The 14,455-nt window shown below is 58.4% G+C and carries 10 protein-coding genes, 1 tRNA gene and 1 pseudogene; 9 read left to right on the top strand and 3 right to left on the bottom strand.

Translation table 11 applies throughout. The features are described from left to right. Window positions 1–195: 195 nt before the first annotated feature. The 5 genes from rpsU (at window position 196) to BLR63_RS25285 (ending at window position 8,700) form a co-directional block, all read left to right on the top strand. Window positions 196–411, top strand: a complete 216-nt coding sequence (gene rpsU / locus BLR63_RS25305) for a 30S ribosomal protein S21 (RefSeq protein ID WP_002551877.1) — start codon at window positions 196–198, stop codon at window positions 409–411. Between the two features lie 442 nt (window positions 412–853). Then, a complete protein-coding gene (dnaG, locus tag BLR63_RS25300; RefSeq protein WP_010566332.1) occupies window positions 854–2,824 on the top strand; it encodes a DNA primase in 1,971 nt (656 codons plus the stop codon). 68 nt (window positions 2,825–2,892) lie between these two features. Then, the gene (rpoD, locus tag BLR63_RS25295) at window positions 2,893–4,743 is read left to right on the top strand and encodes an RNA polymerase sigma factor RpoD (RefSeq protein WP_010566331.1); all 1,851 of its coding nucleotides are present in this window, start codon (window positions 2,893–2,895) and stop codon (window positions 4,741–4,743) included. Window positions 4,744–4,864: 121 nt separating this feature from the next. Continuing rightward, window positions 4,865–8,608 carry a bifunctional diguanylate cyclase/phosphodiesterase gene (locus BLR63_RS25290; RefSeq protein ID WP_010566330.1) on the top strand — a complete coding sequence of 1,248 codons (3,744 nt, stop codon included), beginning with the start codon at window positions 4,865–4,867 and terminating at the stop codon, window positions 8,606–8,608. A gap of 15 nt (window positions 8,609–8,623) precedes the next feature. Then, window positions 8,624–8,700: transfer RNA gene (locus BLR63_RS25285), tRNA-Ile, on the top strand. 315 nt (window positions 8,701–9,015) lie between these two features. Here BLR63_RS25285 and BLR63_RS25280 read toward each other — a convergent pair. Together BLR63_RS25280 and BLR63_RS31990 are read right to left on the bottom strand one after the other, a co-directional pair. After that, complete coding sequence (locus BLR63_RS25280; RefSeq protein WP_010566329.1) at window positions 9,016–9,672, bottom strand: DUF2931 family protein; 657 nt, start codon at window positions 9,670–9,672, stop codon at window positions 9,016–9,018. An 11-nt stretch (window positions 9,673–9,683) separates the two neighbouring features. Beyond that, window positions 9,684–9,860: pseudogene (locus tag BLR63_RS31990) on the bottom strand (DUF2235 domain-containing protein); the annotation flags it as partial. Window positions 9,861–10,236: 376 nt separating this feature from the next. Here BLR63_RS31990 and BLR63_RS25270 point away from each other — a divergent pair. Both BLR63_RS25270 and BLR63_RS25265 read left to right on the top strand, forming a co-directional pair. Further along, window positions 10,237–10,473 carry a hypothetical protein gene (locus BLR63_RS25270; RefSeq protein ID WP_010566328.1) on the top strand — a complete coding sequence of 79 codons (237 nt, stop codon included), beginning with the start codon at window positions 10,237–10,239 and terminating at the stop codon, window positions 10,471–10,473. A 218-nt stretch (window positions 10,474–10,691) separates the two neighbouring features. Beyond that, complete coding sequence (locus BLR63_RS25265) at window positions 10,692–11,381, top strand: NYN domain-containing protein (protein WP_010566327.1); 690 nt, start codon at window positions 10,692–10,694, stop codon at window positions 11,379–11,381. 85 nt (window positions 11,382–11,466) lie between these two features. Here BLR63_RS25265 and BLR63_RS25260 read toward each other — a convergent pair whose 3' ends face one another. Then, a complete protein-coding gene (locus BLR63_RS25260; protein ID WP_042947166.1) occupies window positions 11,467–11,994 on the bottom strand; it encodes a serine acetyltransferase in 528 nt (175 codons plus the stop codon). A 156-nt stretch (window positions 11,995–12,150) separates the two neighbouring features. Between BLR63_RS25260 and BLR63_RS25255 the strand changes: the two genes are divergently transcribed. Then, complete coding sequence (locus BLR63_RS25255) at window positions 12,151–12,597, top strand: Lrp/AsnC family transcriptional regulator (protein ID WP_010566325.1); 447 nt, start codon at window positions 12,151–12,153, stop codon at window positions 12,595–12,597. Between the two features lie 168 nt (window positions 12,598–12,765). Then, window positions 12,766–14,448 (top strand): flavin monoamine oxidase family protein, encoded by a 1,683-nt coding sequence (locus tag BLR63_RS25250; protein WP_042947183.1) that lies wholly within the window; start codon window positions 12,766–12,768, stop codon window positions 14,446–14,448. The last annotated feature ends 7 nt before the right edge of the window (window positions 14,449–14,455 follow it).

Below are 14,455 nucleotides of genomic sequence, written 5' to 3'. Positions count from 1 at the left end.
GCCTTGTAGAGGCTGAATTCGAAGGCGCGCATGATAGTCGCCACTCCCCCTCCAGACTAGCGGTTTTCGATCAGAGGCTTTGCATTCCGGGCAATGAGGGGTTAACATCCGCAACCCTTAAAAACCGACGACCTCAGCCGCGAATTTTTTGCGACGAGAACGTTGATTCCCGGTAATGAAAGAAGGTAGCTCTGGATGCCAGCCGTCAAAGTAAAAGAGAACGAACCCTTCGACGTAGCTCTGCGTCGTTTCAAGCGCTCCTGCGAAAAAGCCGGTGTTCTGGCTGAAGTTCGTAGCCGCGAATTTTATGAGAAGCCAACTTCTGAGCGTAAGCGTAAAGCAGCAGCCGCTGTTAAGCGTCACGCCAAGAAAGTTCAGCGCGAACAGCGCCGCGCCGTTCGTCTGTACTAATACACAGACGTTCGTAGCAAGCTTCTGCCAAGCCCGGCCCTCAGCCGGGCTGTTGGCATTTGCGGATATCGCTTGATGCTTCACCGTCGACGCCGCACACGCGACCGAGACACTGCTTCACACGTCAGGACTGGCTTTTCTGCCAGCGGTGCACGTCTCTTCTGACGAGCCTAACAAGGCTACTGACGAGCACACTCATTTTGTAAGCAGGCGATCAACAGATCGGCTGTGCCCAGCGATGAGCTTCCGAGACCACCATTGGTCAACGCCGGACGCCAGGGCAACATTTCTTCGCCGAAGACTGATAGAAACTAACGTCAGCGAATGATCGGCAGATACACTTCCTGACAGCCCAAGCAGACGATTGATGGCCACGCCACTCGATACGCGCGCTTGAGCATTTCACGGGCCCTCAATTACAAGCAGTGATGACGAGAACGCCATGGCCGGGCTGATTCCCCAGAGCTTTATTGACGACCTTCTGAACCGCACCGACATCGTCGATGTTGTCAGCTCGCGCCTGCAAATGAAGAAAGCCGGCAAGAACTACACCGCCTGCTGCCCGTTCCACAAAGAAAAGACCCCATCGTTCAGCGTCAGTCCCGACAAACAGTTTTACTACTGCTTCGGCTGCGGTGCGGGTGGCAATGCCCTCGGTTTCATCATGGACCACGACAACCTGGACTTCCCCCAGGCCGTCGAGGAACTGGCCAAAGCCGCCGGCATGGAAATCCCCCGCGAAGAAAGTGGCCGCCCGCACAAACCGCGGCAACCCACCGATTCGCCGCTATACCCGCTACTGACAGCCGCTGCCGACTTTTATCGTCAGGCGCTTAAAAGCCATCCGCAGCGCAAGGCCGCCGTCGACTACCTCAAAGGGCGCGGCCTCACCGGCGAGATCGCCCGCGACTTCGGCCTCGGCTTCGCCCCGCCCGGCTGGGACAACCTCTACAAGCACCTGAGCAGCGACACCCTGCAGCAAAAAGCCATGATCGACGCCGGGCTGCTGGTGGAAAACGCCGAGACCGGCAAGCGCTACGACCGCTTCCGCGACCGCGTGATGTTCCCGATCCGCGACAGCCGCGGCCGGATCATCGCCTTCGGCGGCCGGGTACTGGGGGACGACAAGCCCAAGTACCTGAACTCCCCGGAAACCCCGGTATTCCACAAGGGCCAGGAACTCTACGGCCTGTTCGAGGCGCGCAAGAACAACCGCAATCTCGATGAGATCATTGTGGTTGAAGGCTATATGGACGTGATCGCCCTCGCCCAGCAAGGCTTGCGCAACGCCGTGGCGACCCTGGGTACCGCCACCAGCGAAGAACACTTGAAGCGCCTGTTCCGTGTCGTGCCCAGCGTCTTGTTCTGCTTCGACGGCGACCAGGCCGGCCGCAATGCCGCCTGGCGCGCCCTCGAAGCCACGCTGCCATGCCTGCAGGACGGGCGCCGCGCACGCTTCCTGTTCCTGCCCGAAGGCGAAGACCCGGACACCCTGGTTCGCTCCGAAGGCACCGACGCGTTCCGCGCGCGCATCAATCAACATGCACAGCCGCTGGCGGATTACTTCTTCCAGCAGCTCACCGAAGAAGCCGATCCACGCTCCCTTGAAGGCAAGGCCCACATGGCCACCCTCGCCGCACCGCTGATCGACAAGGTGCCCGGCGCCAATCTGCGCACTCTGATGCGCCAGCGCCTGCTGGAAATTACCGGGTTGAGTGGCGAAGCCGTCAGCCAACTGGTGCACAGCGCACCGCAGGATGCGCCGCCCACCTACGACCCAGGCATGGATTACGACACGCTACCGGACTATGCCGACTTCCACCCAGCACAGGAGGCCTACGCGCCCCAGCAGGAGTGGACGCCGAAGAAGCCCGGCGCCGGCGGCAAGAAATGGGACAAGAGACCCTGGAACAAGAACGGCAAGCGCGGTGACCGCGACGAAGCCTATGCTCCACGCACACCGGTCGCCGTAGAAGCCCCGACGCTGATTGCCCTGCGCACGCTCATCCATCACCCGCAATTGGCGGGCAAGGTTGAAAGCGCGGAGCATTTTGCCAACGAGAGCAACACCTACGCTCAGGTGCTGATTGCCCTGATCGAGGCCGTGCAGAAAAATCCTAAGCTAAACTCCATCCAACTGATGGCTCGATGGCATGGCACCGAACAAGGTCGCCTGCTGAAAGCACTCGCGGAAAAGGAGTGGCTAATTGACGGCGATAACCTTGAACAACAGTTTTTAGACACCATTACTAGGTTATCCGCGGGCCAGCACACGCAGACCCTCGATGAACTCATCAAGAGAGCAAGGCAGCCGGGATTGTCGGCTGAAGAGCAAATTCAGATAGCAAAACAGATGCGCGACCTCTTAAAACAGAATGTTTCCGCATCAAACCCGACCTCAGCTGGCGCGTGAGGTCATAGCTCAGGTATAATCCTCGGCTTGTTTTTTTGCCCGCCAAGACCTTCAGTGGATAGGGTGTTATGTCCGGAAAAGCGCAACAGCAGTCTCGTATCAAAGAGTTGATCACCCTTGGTCGTGAGCAGAAGTATCTGACTTACGCAGAGGTCAACGACCACCTGCCTGAGGATATTTCAGATCCAGAGCAGGTGGAAGACATCATCCGCATGATTAACGACATGGGGATCCCCGTACACGAGAGTGCTCCGGATGCGGACGCCCTTATGTTGGCCGACGCCGATACCGACGAGGCAGCCGCTGAAGAAGCCGCTGCCGCGCTGGCAGCGGTAGAGACCGACATCGGTCGCACGACTGACCCTGTGCGTATGTATATGCGTGAAATGGGTACCGTCGAGTTGCTGACACGCGAAGGCGAAATCGAAATCGCCAAGCGTATCGAAGAGGGTATCCGTGAAGTGATGGGCGCCATTGCGCACTTCCCTGGCACGGTTGACCACATTCTCTCCGAGTACACTCGCGTCACCACCGAAGGTGGCCGCCTGTCCGACGTCCTGAGCGGCTATATCGACCCGGACGACGGCATTGCGCCGCCTGCCGCCGAAGTACCGCCGCCTGTCGACCCGAAAGCCGTGAAAGCGGACGACGACTCCGAAGACGACGACGCTGAAGCCAGCACCGACGACGAAGACGAAGTCGAAAGCGGCCCAGACCCGATCATCGCTGCCCAGCGCTTCGGTGCGGTTTCCGATCAAATGGAAATCACGCGCAAGGCCCTGAAAAAGCACGGTCGCTCCAACAAGCTGGCAATTGCCGAGCTGGTGGCGCTGGCCGAGCTGTTCATGCCGATCAAGCTGGTGCCGAAACAATTCGAAGGCCTGGTTGAACGCGTTCGCAGCGCTCTCGAGCGTCTGCGTGCACAAGAACGGGCAATCATGCAGCTGTGTGTACGTGATGCACGCATGCCGCGCGCCGACTTCCTGCGCCAGTTCCCGGGCAATGAAGTCGACGAGAGCTGGACCGATGCACTGGCCAAGGGCAAGGCGAAATACGCCGAAGCCATCGGTCGCCTGCAGCCGGACATCATTCGTTGCCAGCACAAGCTGACCGCGCTTGAGACCGAAACCGGCCTGACGATTGCCGAAATCAAGGACATCAACCGTCGCATGTCGATCGGTGAGGCCAAGGCCCGCCGCGCGAAGAAAGAGATGGTTGAAGCGAACTTGCGCCTGGTTATCTCCATCGCCAAGAAGTACACCAACCGCGGCCTGCAATTCCTCGATCTGATCCAGGAAGGCAACATCGGCTTGATGAAGGCCGTGGACAAGTTCGAATACCGTCGCGGCTACAAGTTCTCGACCTATGCCACCTGGTGGATCCGTCAGGCGATCACTCGCTCGATCGCCGACCAGGCCCGCACCATCCGTATTCCGGTGCACATGATCGAGACGATCAACAAGCTCAACCGTATTTCCCGGCAGATGCTGCAGGAAATGGGTCGCGAACCGACCCCGGAAGAACTGGGCGAACGCATGGAAATGCCTGAGGATAAAATCCGCAAGGTATTGAAGATCGCTAAAGAGCCGATCTCCATGGAAACCCCGATCGGTGATGACGAAGACTCCCACTTGGGTGACTTCATCGAAGACTCGACCATGCAGTCGCCAATCGATGTCGCCACCGTTGAGAGCCTCAAGGAAGCGACTCGCGACGTACTGTCCGGCCTCACTGCCCGTGAAGCCAAGGTCCTGCGCATGCGTTTCGGCATCGACATGAATACCGACCATACCCTTGAGGAAGTCGGTAAGCAGTTTGACGTAACCCGTGAGCGGATTCGTCAGATCGAAGCCAAGGCGCTGCGCAAGTTGCGCCACCCGACGCGGAGCGAGCATCTGCGCTCCTTCCTCGACGAGTGATCCCAGAACCCCCGGCCCAGGCCGGGGGTTTTGCTTTCCACAGATAAAACTCCGCGCAACACCCCTCCCCCGCAATGCCCGTCTACACTCGAAACATTCCCCGTGCCATAACGAGACCGTTATGCCCAGATTGCCGGCTGTGTTACTGCTGTCGCTGCTGACCTGGACCGCAACGGCTGGCGCATTGACTCTTACCGATGATGAGCGTGTCTGGCTGGCGGACCATCAGGAACTGCGACTGGGGGTGGACGCGTCATGGCCACCTTTTGAATACCGCGATGAAAACGGCCACTACCAAGGCTTGGCGGCGGATTACGTACGCCTGATCCAAGATCGCCTCGGCATCAAGTTCAAGCTGATCGAACCCGCGAACTGGAGCGCGGTGCTGGAACAGGCGCGAAACAACCAACTCGATCTGCTGCCCGGCATCATGTCCACTCCAGAACGCCAAGCCTTTATGGCGTTCACTCGCCCGTACCTGGACTTCCCCATTGTCATCCTGGCCCATGAAGGCGGCGCCAAAGCACGCAACCTTAAGGACCTCTACGGGTTGAAGATTGCAGTGGTGGAGAACTACGCGCCCCATGAATTGCTGCGCACCCACCATCCCGACCTAAATCTGGTGGCCATGCCGAACGTCAGCTCGACGCTGCAAGCATTGGCTACGGATGAAGTGGATGCAGTGGTCGGCGACCTCGCCTCCAGTGTCTGGAGCCTGCGCCAGTTAAAGCTGGATGGTTTGTACGTCAGCGGCGAAACGCCCTACCGCTACCAACTGGCGATGGGAGTGCCCCAGGACAAGAAAATACTGGTAGGCATCCTGGACAAGGTACTGGCCGACCTAAGCCCCAACGAAACAGCAGCGATCCAGCAACACTGGGTCGGCAGCTTCACTGATCACCGTACCTTCTGGACTGATTTGCTGACCTACGGGCTGCCCGCGGTATTGCTGCTGAGTACCGTGCTGCTCGTGGTTATCAGGATCAATCGCCGGCTGAGCTCAGAAATATCCCGCCGCGTCGCCCTCGAACAGGAACTGCGCAGCAGCGAGTATCACTATCGCGGCTTGGTAGAAAGCTTATCCGCCATTGCTTGGGAAGCCAGCGTCAGCGACTTTACCTACAGCTATGTGTCACCTCATGCCGAAGAACTGCTCGGCTACCCCCGAGCGCATTGGCTGATTCCAGGCTTCTGGCGCAACATCATTCATCCTGCCGACCTGACGCGCACCGAAGCGTATTGCTACCGCGAAACCCGCGCCAGCCGCGATCATAGCGTCGACTACCGAGTGATCACCGCCGACGGTCGGTGCCTATGGGTACGCGATATCGTCAGTCTGATCGAACATGGCCATGAGCCGGTGTTACGCGGCTTGATGATCGACATCAGCGAAGCCAAGCGCACCGAAGAAGCGCTGCAGCTCTCCGAGCAAAAATTCGCCTCGGTGTTCCAGCAATGCCCGGACATTCTGGTGATCGCGCGGCTGTCCGATGGCTGCTTGCTGGAGGTCAACAAAGCGTTCGAGGATCAGGTGGGCCTGAAGGCCGAACAGGTCATCGGCAAAACCGCCACCGCGCTGAATATCTGGGGTATCCCTGGCATTGGCCCCGAACTGCTGCACCGGGTGCAGACCACCAGCATCCGCAACCTGGAAATGCCTTTTCTACGTAGCAACGGCCAAGCCTTTACCGGCCTGATTTCCGCCGAACCGTTTCAACTCGACGCCACGGAGGCCATCGTCGTGGTGGTGCGCGACATCACCCAGCTCAAGGAAACCCAGCAACAGTTGCAAACTTCCGAAGAGAAATTCGCCAAAGCCTTTCACGCCTCGCCCGACGGCTTGCTGCTGAGCCGGCAGCGCGACGGCCTGCTGATTGAAGTGAACGACGGTTTCAGTCGTATCACCGGCTACCCCAGCGCGACCTCCATCGACCAGTCAACCCTGGACCTGGGCATCTGGGTCGACCTCAACGAACGCAAACACATGCTGGAACTGATGCAGCGCGATGGTTTCGTGCGCGACTTCATCGCCCATATACGCCGCAGCGATGGTCAGATCCGCCTCTGCGAGCTGTCCAGCCGCCCACTGCCCATCGGCGACGACGATTGCATGCTGACCATCGCCCGGGACATCACCGAGCGCCAACTGATGCAGGAAAAGCTGCAGCAGGCCGCGACCGTATTCGAGAGCACCGCCGAAGGCGTATTGATCACCGACACCCAGCAGAACATCAGTGCCGTCAACCGCGCCTTCAGCGAGATCACCGGCTACAGCGAAGCCGAAGCCCTGGGCCATACGCCGCGCCTGCTCGCCTCCGGCCTGCATGACAGCGCCTTCTATGCCGCCATGTGGCATCAGCTGACCGCCCAGGGCCACTGGCAGGGCGAGATTTCCAACCGCCGCAAGAATGGCGAGGTATACCCCAGCTGGCTGACCATCAGCGCCGTGCGCAATCGCGACCACATGATCACGCACTTCGTTGCCGTGTTTGCCGACATCTCCAGCCTCAAGCTGGCCCAGGCCCGCCTCGATTACCAGGCCCACCACGACCCGCTGACTGGCCTGCCCAACCGAACGCTGTTTGAAAGTCGCTTGCAAGCCGCCCTCAACGGTCATCAGGACACCGGCAAACAAGGAGCCGTGCTGTTTCTCGACCTGGACCGCTTCAAACATATCAACGACAGCCTCGGCCACCCGGTCGGCGACCTGCTGCTCAAAGACATCGCCGTGCGCCTCAAGGAGCAACTGCGCGACATCGACACCGTCGCACGCCTGGGCGGGGACGAATTCATCATCCTGCTCCCCGGCCTGCAGCACGCCAACGACGCCCAGTACTTGGCCAACAAACTGCTGGCCTGCTTCACCCCGCCGTTCCAGGCCGGCGAACACGAATTCTTTATCAGCGCCAGTATCGGCACCAGCCTCTACCCACAGGACGGCACCGACGTGGCCACTCTGGTCAAGAACGCCGACGCCGCGATGTACCGCTCCAAAGCCAAGGGGCGCAACCGGGTCGAGAGCTACACCCGCGACCTCACCGCCCAGGCCAACGAACGCGTGGCGCTGGAACATGAACTGCGCCGCGCCATCGAACGCGACGAGCTGAGCCTGTATTACCAACCGAAACTGAGCCTGGCGACCCAAGAACTGATCGGTGCCGAAGCGTTGATCCGCTGGCGACACCCCGCGTTTGGCGACGTACCGCCCGAACACTTCATCGCCCTGGCCGAAGAGAACGGCATGATCCTGCAAATTGGCGATTGGGTGCTGGAACAGGCCTGCCGACAAATGCATGCCTGGCAAACGACCTTCGAACCATTCGGCCCGCTGTCGGTCAACCTTGCCGGCGCGCAACTGCGCCATCCCGGCTTGCTCGGTCGCATCGAACAGTTGCTGCATGACTACCAACTCGATCCTGGCTGCCTGCAACTGGAGATTACCGAGAACTTCATCATGAGCCAGGCCGAAGAAGCACTGGAAGTGCTGCACCAACTCAAACACCTGGGCGTGCAACTGGCGATCGACGACTTCGGCACCGGTTACTCATCCCTGAGCTACCTCAAACGCCTGCCACTGGACTTCCTGAAGATCGACCAGTCCTTCGTCCGCGGCCTGCCCGACGACCCCCACGACGCCGCCATCGTGCGCGCCATCATTGCCCTGGGCCACAGCATGCAATTCACCATCATCGCCGAAGGCGTGGAGAGCGCCGCGCAGCAAGCCTTTCTTGCCGCCGAAGGCTGCGAACAGATGCAAGGCTACATCGTCAGCCTGCCCCTGCCGCCAGAGCTTTTTGCGACGACATTCCTTCGTATGCAGGTTGAGGATTTTTCGGATGGCAGAGTGGAGAAACCATCGTTATAATCCGCGACCTACTGAGGGCCTATAGCTCAGTTGGTCAGAGCAGAGGACTCATAATCCTTTGGTCCACGGTTCAAGTCCGTGTGGGCCCACCAACTCCAAAGCCGCGCATTGCGCGGCTTTCGTGTTTTTGGTCATCCGACTTTTTATCTCTAATTTCATGCCGAAAACTCGATAGTGTTCAAAAAGTGTCCACTTCCTCTGAGCAACAGATCAAAGTTTGATCTGCTCGACCTGGTGGAACAGATGAACAGCCAGCTGGCCGGCCACAAACATGGACCAACACCACCGCCTGAAAATACCGGAGAGCTCACAGGCAATGCCGCCAGCGCGCTGTTGCTGAGTGGGAAGTTGAAACCCATCACCGGATAGCAAAAGCCCGCCAATTGGCGAGCTAAATACGTGGTTACCTACCAACTTCCGTAGGGGATTCCGTACTTTTCGATATACAGCTTAGAAGCGTCAGATTGGGGGAAATAACTCCCATTGGAGAGTCCAAGAGCAGGTCCCTTGGGCTCTATTTCGACCAGTGTATGTACGACTTTCACCGGGCGTAGGCATTCATCCATCATCCAGATTTGCACAACACCGCCGGGGGCAAGGCCGAACAGTACAGAGGCCCTCTTTGGGATTGCAGCCATCTCGGGAATACTTGGACAATCCATAGTCAGGGCATTGCGCATGACCTGCCGTGCACTCTCTGGTATCTCGATCCAGCCTTGATAGGTTTGCGGCTCGACCACCGATTGCCAGCGAACATAGATGCGTACCGGAAGTTTTGCATCCCTAACCTCCCTTTCGGTGCCAGCCCCTCTCACCGCCCAACCACGGGCCCCATCAATGCCATTTTTCCCCCCTCCGGAAGCCCAACCGCTGCCAATTCGACGGTACAAGTTCCCATCGACATCGACCGTGGCGCTGTCCTCAACCCAGCCATCCATCGCGTAAGGTGTGACAAAACCCAGCGCCCACGGTCCGGCGTCCGGGTCCGAACGCCCCCAGGTCAGGCCCGAAGCTTGGCAACCGCCGACCAACAATGCCCCCAACAAGATCCAGAGTGTTCGCACGTTCGTGACTCCTAGTCGGGTACATGGGGATGCTGTACGCGGATCCCATCCGTGGTGGGGGCGTTAAAATAAACCAATCCCGTGCGTGGCGTGGAGCCTTGCAACTTCGTGGGAGGGTTCCAGTTGGCCGAGGTGTGAATATACCTCAGCTTGAGCAACTGCTCTTCGGCTGGCGTCGTGCTGTAGTCTGAAATATGGGAATTATCCATTTAAAAACAATCGGCTTTATGGTCTCACTCAATGAACACTGGACCTTTTTTAGGGCTCATGATCCTTTGGTCCACGGTTCAAGTCCGTGTGGGCCCACCAATTCGAAAGCCGCGCATTGCGCGGCTTTTGTCGTTTTTGGCATTTGAAAAACCGGTGCTGAAAATCATCTCGCCGGTTGATGATGCGTAGGCTGGCCTTTTCATCAGATAGCTCTGCGCAAAACCTCGACTCGACCAAGCCTCTTCAAGCACCCTATAAGAACTCTCTAAGATTTTTTTAAGAATTCTCTTGCGTATTTTTAAGCCACGTATAAGATCCACGCACGCTTAAAAACCAATGCCTGTGGAGATTATCATGGCGAAGACGGCGCAGAGCATCGCAGCAGAACTGAATGAAATCATGCGCAAGAATGGGAATGAGTGCGTGACCCTGAAATGGGACCAGTTTTATAAGGTCTGCGAAAGGGAGCGCCTCGCTGAAGTCGTTATGGAAAACATCCAGAAACAACTCAAGCGAAACGACCTTCACATTATTTATGGCAACAACGTCATCGTGGTTCGTGATTTCTGCTGGCGCCCCATCACGATATGACCCGAGGCCAAGCACGCCACATGACAATTTCGCCCTGAACGGGGCAGAACGGTCAGTGATGCAGGGTGATCCAAAATGATCACCCCTACTTGAACCTATTCAACAATTAGTGGAATATGGGCTCACTACTCAGCCCCGTACGCAGTGATTCAGTTCGCTGGCCGTTGGGGTGAAGAAACCGGCCCAGTGCCGGTTTTTTCGTTTCTGGGGACTGAATTTTGCGTACTGCCTGCTTTGTGGATGGCTACAACCTGTTTTACGGCCTATTAGCGGGCACTCCGTACAAGTGGCTTAATCTCCCCGCTCTACTCTCCCATATCGTTGGTGTTGAGCACCCAAACAACACGATCAACGCCATAAGCTTCTTCACCTCCGGTGTGAAACCATCGCTGGCCAGTCGCGGCATTGCATCCAAAGAAGCCCAGGATACGTATCTACGCGCCTTGATAGCACATGATGTGCAGGTATTTTATGGGCGCCACCAGCTTGAGTCCGGCAAAGCCCCACGCTTCATCAATAAAGAAACACCTGCCTCTAGAGCTGATCAAGTCGAGGTCTGGAAGCTAGAGGAGAAGGAAACGGACGTTCACATTGCGATCAGCATGTATCGCCTTGCGTCCCGTGAAGAACGCCTACCGCCAGATGAACGCACTCAGCAAATTGTCGTGGTTTCTGGCGATACGGACATGACTCCGGCCCTGAGAGCGCTTCGGGAAGATTTCCCCAACCTTCGCATAGGCGTCATCCTGCCACACCGCGAAGGTGTTCAGCGTACGGTACCTGGCTCCCTCAAGCAGTATGCCGATTGGATGCGTCACGTGGTGACCGAGGTTGAACTTGCTAATCACCAATTTCCACCCCGGATCCCTACACGCAAGAAACCCGCGATTAAACCTGAATACTGGTAAATCGCACTGAATAGCAGCTCGCAATCGCGCAACGCCTTAGTGACGGTTGCCCCCATAGCGTCCTGCGGGTGTCGCACCTGCCACGTCATCGAGCGTTATAAAATGTGCTTCCGCTCGCGATGTCCTTGTTGACGAACGACATGGCCCCGATCGTGACGTTGTCGCCGATCGTCAGGGTATCTGCGATGACGCAGCTATTGGCGCCGATGCTGACATTGTCCCCAATGACCAGATCATAGCGGTCCAACCCCAGGGTCTTAATGCCAATCGTGGTGTTTTGACGGATGAAAAAGTTGCGGCCGATTTTGACGTTGCCGGTGATCACTACCCCCGGCAGGTGCCCGATGCGAAAGCCGCTCCCTATTTGGGCATCGATACTGATATCGACGCCGTACTTGAGGTTGAGCTTTCTCTCCAGTCGCTTGGCGTAAGCACGCGCAAAACGATTTCCAGAATAAAAATACTGGGCCAGTCGAAACATGAATAAGTAGCGCAGGGTGTTGTACTTGCGAATCCGCTTGAAGATGTTGCTGATGAGCCCTATGCGGCTTCCGCGTTTTTTCTTATTCGATACTTCGCACTGCCAATATTCCATCAAGGTGTCTAGATTCAAAACGTGGCCCTGCTGTTAGTACCGTGTTGTGGAGCACTCGATAGTAGCTGCTCGCTATTAAGTTTCCTACGCTCAATCCATCTGCAAGCCCCGCTGCCTGCTCGCCGACGCAAGCCTGTAACATGCCGCCTATTACCGCCCGTTTCGGAGCCTCCCTTGTCCGTTCTAGATGAAATCGATCGCCAACTGATCGCCGCCCTGCAGCTCAACGCCCGCGAAAGCGTGGCCATGCTTGCGCGGCAGTTGGGTATCGCGCGCACCACCGTCACCTCGCGCCTGGCGCGCCTGGAGAAAACCCAGGTGATCGCCGGTTATGGCGTGCGCCTGGGCCAGCGGGTGGCGGACGGTGGCTTGCAAGCCTATGTGGGGATTACCGTGCAGCCGCGCTCAGGCAAGGAGGTGCTGCGTCGGTTGAGCACCATGGCTCAGGTGCAACAGTTGTGCGCGGTGAGCGGCGAGTTCGATTACGTGGCCTGGCTGCGTACCGATTCGCCAGAGCAACTGGACCAACTGCTCGACCAGATCGGCAGCGTCGACGGTGTAGAAAAAACCACCACCTCGATCATCCTCAGTAACAAATTGGATCGCGGACAGCCAATCTGACCACCGAGTTCGTCAGATTGACTAAAACCAATCCAATTCGACGACACTTTGCGTCTTATTAACGAGCGCAACGCTCCCTAAACTGGCTGCCATCTTTTCCTATACTCAGCGGGTCACGTCCCGCCGAGTCGCCAGCCAGGGTCCGCCATGAGCATTCCGTCCAGCAGCATCAGCAAGACCAATCGCCACCCCGCAGACGGCAAGAAACCCATCACCATCTTCGGCCCCGATTTCCCCTTCGCCTTTGATGACTGGATCGAACACCCCGCCGGCCTGGGCAGCATCCCCGCCGCCCACCATGGCGCCGAAGTGGCGATCGTCGGCGCCGGGATCGCGGGCCTCGTGGCCGCCTATGAGCTGATGAAACTGGGCCTGAAGCCGGTGGTGTACGAAGCCTCGAAGATGGGCGGGCGCTTGCGCTCACAGGCCTTTGAAGGCGCCGAAGGAATCATCGCCGAACTGGGCGGCATGCGCTTCCCGGTATCGTCCACAGCGTTCTATCACTATGTGGACAAACTGGGCCTGGAAACCAAACCCTTCCCCAACCCACTGACCCCGGCCTCCGGCAGCACCGTGATCGACCTGGAAGGCCAGACCCACTACGCACAAAAACTTTCCGATTTGCCTGCGCTCTTCCAGGAAGTGGCTGACGCCTGGGCCGACGCCCTGGAAGCCGGCTCGCAATTCGGCGACATTCAGCAAGCCATCCGCGACCGTGACGTACCGCGCCTCAAAGCGCTGTGGAACAAGCTGGTGCCACTGTGGGACGACCGCACGTTCTACGACTTCGTCGCCACCTCCAAAGCCTTCGCCAAGTTGTCGTTCCATCACCGCGAAGTGTTCGGCCAGGTCGGTTTCGGCACCGGCGGCTGGGACTCGGACTTCCCCAACTCGATGCTGGAAATCTTCCGCGTGGTGATGACCAACTGCGACGACCACCAACACTTGGTAGTCGGCGGCGTGGCGCAGGTACCCATGGGCATCTGGCGCCATGTGCCGGAGCGCTGCGCCCATTGGCCGGCCGGCACCAGCCTCAGCTCCCTGCACCGCGGCGCGCCACGGGCCGGGGTCAAGCGTATCGCCCACGCCGATGGGGGCCGCTTCGCCGTCACCGACAACTACGGCGACACGCGCGAATACGCCGCCGTGCTCACCACCTGCCAAAGCTGGCTGCTGACCACCCAGATCGAGTGCGACGAAAGCCTGTTCTCGCAAAAGATGTGGATGGCCCTGGACCGCACCCGCTACATGCAATCGTCGAAGACTTTCGTGATGGTCGACCGCCCGTTCTGGAAAGACAAAGACCCGGAAACCGGCCGCGACCTGATGAGCATGACCCTCACCGATCGCCTGACCCGTGGCACTTACCTGTTCGACAACGGCGACGACAAGCCAGGCGTGATCTGCCTGTCGTACTCGTGGATGAGCGATGCGCTGAAAATGCTGCCGCAGCCCATCGATAAACGCGTGAAGCTGGCCCTCGACGCACTGAGCAAGATCTACCCGAAAGTCGACATCAAGGCGCGCATCATCGGCGACCCGATCACCGTGTCCTGGGAAGCCGACCCGCATTTCCTCGGCGCCTTCAAGGGTGCGCTGCCTGGCCACTATCGCTACAACCAGCGGATGTATGCGCACTTCATGCAGAAGGACATGCCCGCCGAACAACGTGGGATTTTTATCGCGGGCGACGACGTATCCTGGACCCCCGCCTGGGTCGAGGGTGCCGTACAAACCTCGCTGAACGCGGTGTGGGGCATCATGACCCACTTCGGTGGTCACACTCACCCAGAGAACCCGGGGCCGGGCGATGTGTTCGATGAAATCGGGCCGATTGCCCTGGCCGAGTAAGGAGCTG

Origin of the sequence: Pseudomonas extremaustralis (assembly GCF_900102035.1) — a bacterium.
Lineage (GTDB): Bacteria > Pseudomonadota > Gammaproteobacteria > Pseudomonadales > Pseudomonadaceae > Aquipseudomonas > Aquipseudomonas extremaustralis.
The sequence above is the reverse complement of the archived record's forward strand: the minus strand, read 5'-3'. Positions and strand labels throughout refer to the sequence as shown.

Bases quoted from the DNA above. Each gene is read 5' to 3' on its own strand.
- rpsU (WP_002551877.1), top strand. From the start codon at position 196: ATGCCAGCCGTCAAAGTAAAAGAGAACGAACCCTTCGACGTAGCTCTG.
- dnaG (WP_010566332.1), top strand. From the start codon at position 854: ATGGCCGGGCTGATTCCCCAGAGCTTTATTGACGACCTTCTGAACCGC.
- rpoD (WP_010566331.1), top strand. From the start codon at position 2,893: ATGTCCGGAAAAGCGCAACAGCAGTCTCGTATCAAAGAGTTGATCACC.
- BLR63_RS25290 (WP_010566330.1), top strand. From the start codon at position 4,865: ATGCCCAGATTGCCGGCTGTGTTACTGCTGTCGCTGCTGACCTGGACC.
- BLR63_RS25270 (WP_010566328.1), top strand. From the start codon at position 10,237: ATGGCGAAGACGGCGCAGAGCATCGCAGCAGAACTGAATGAAATCATG.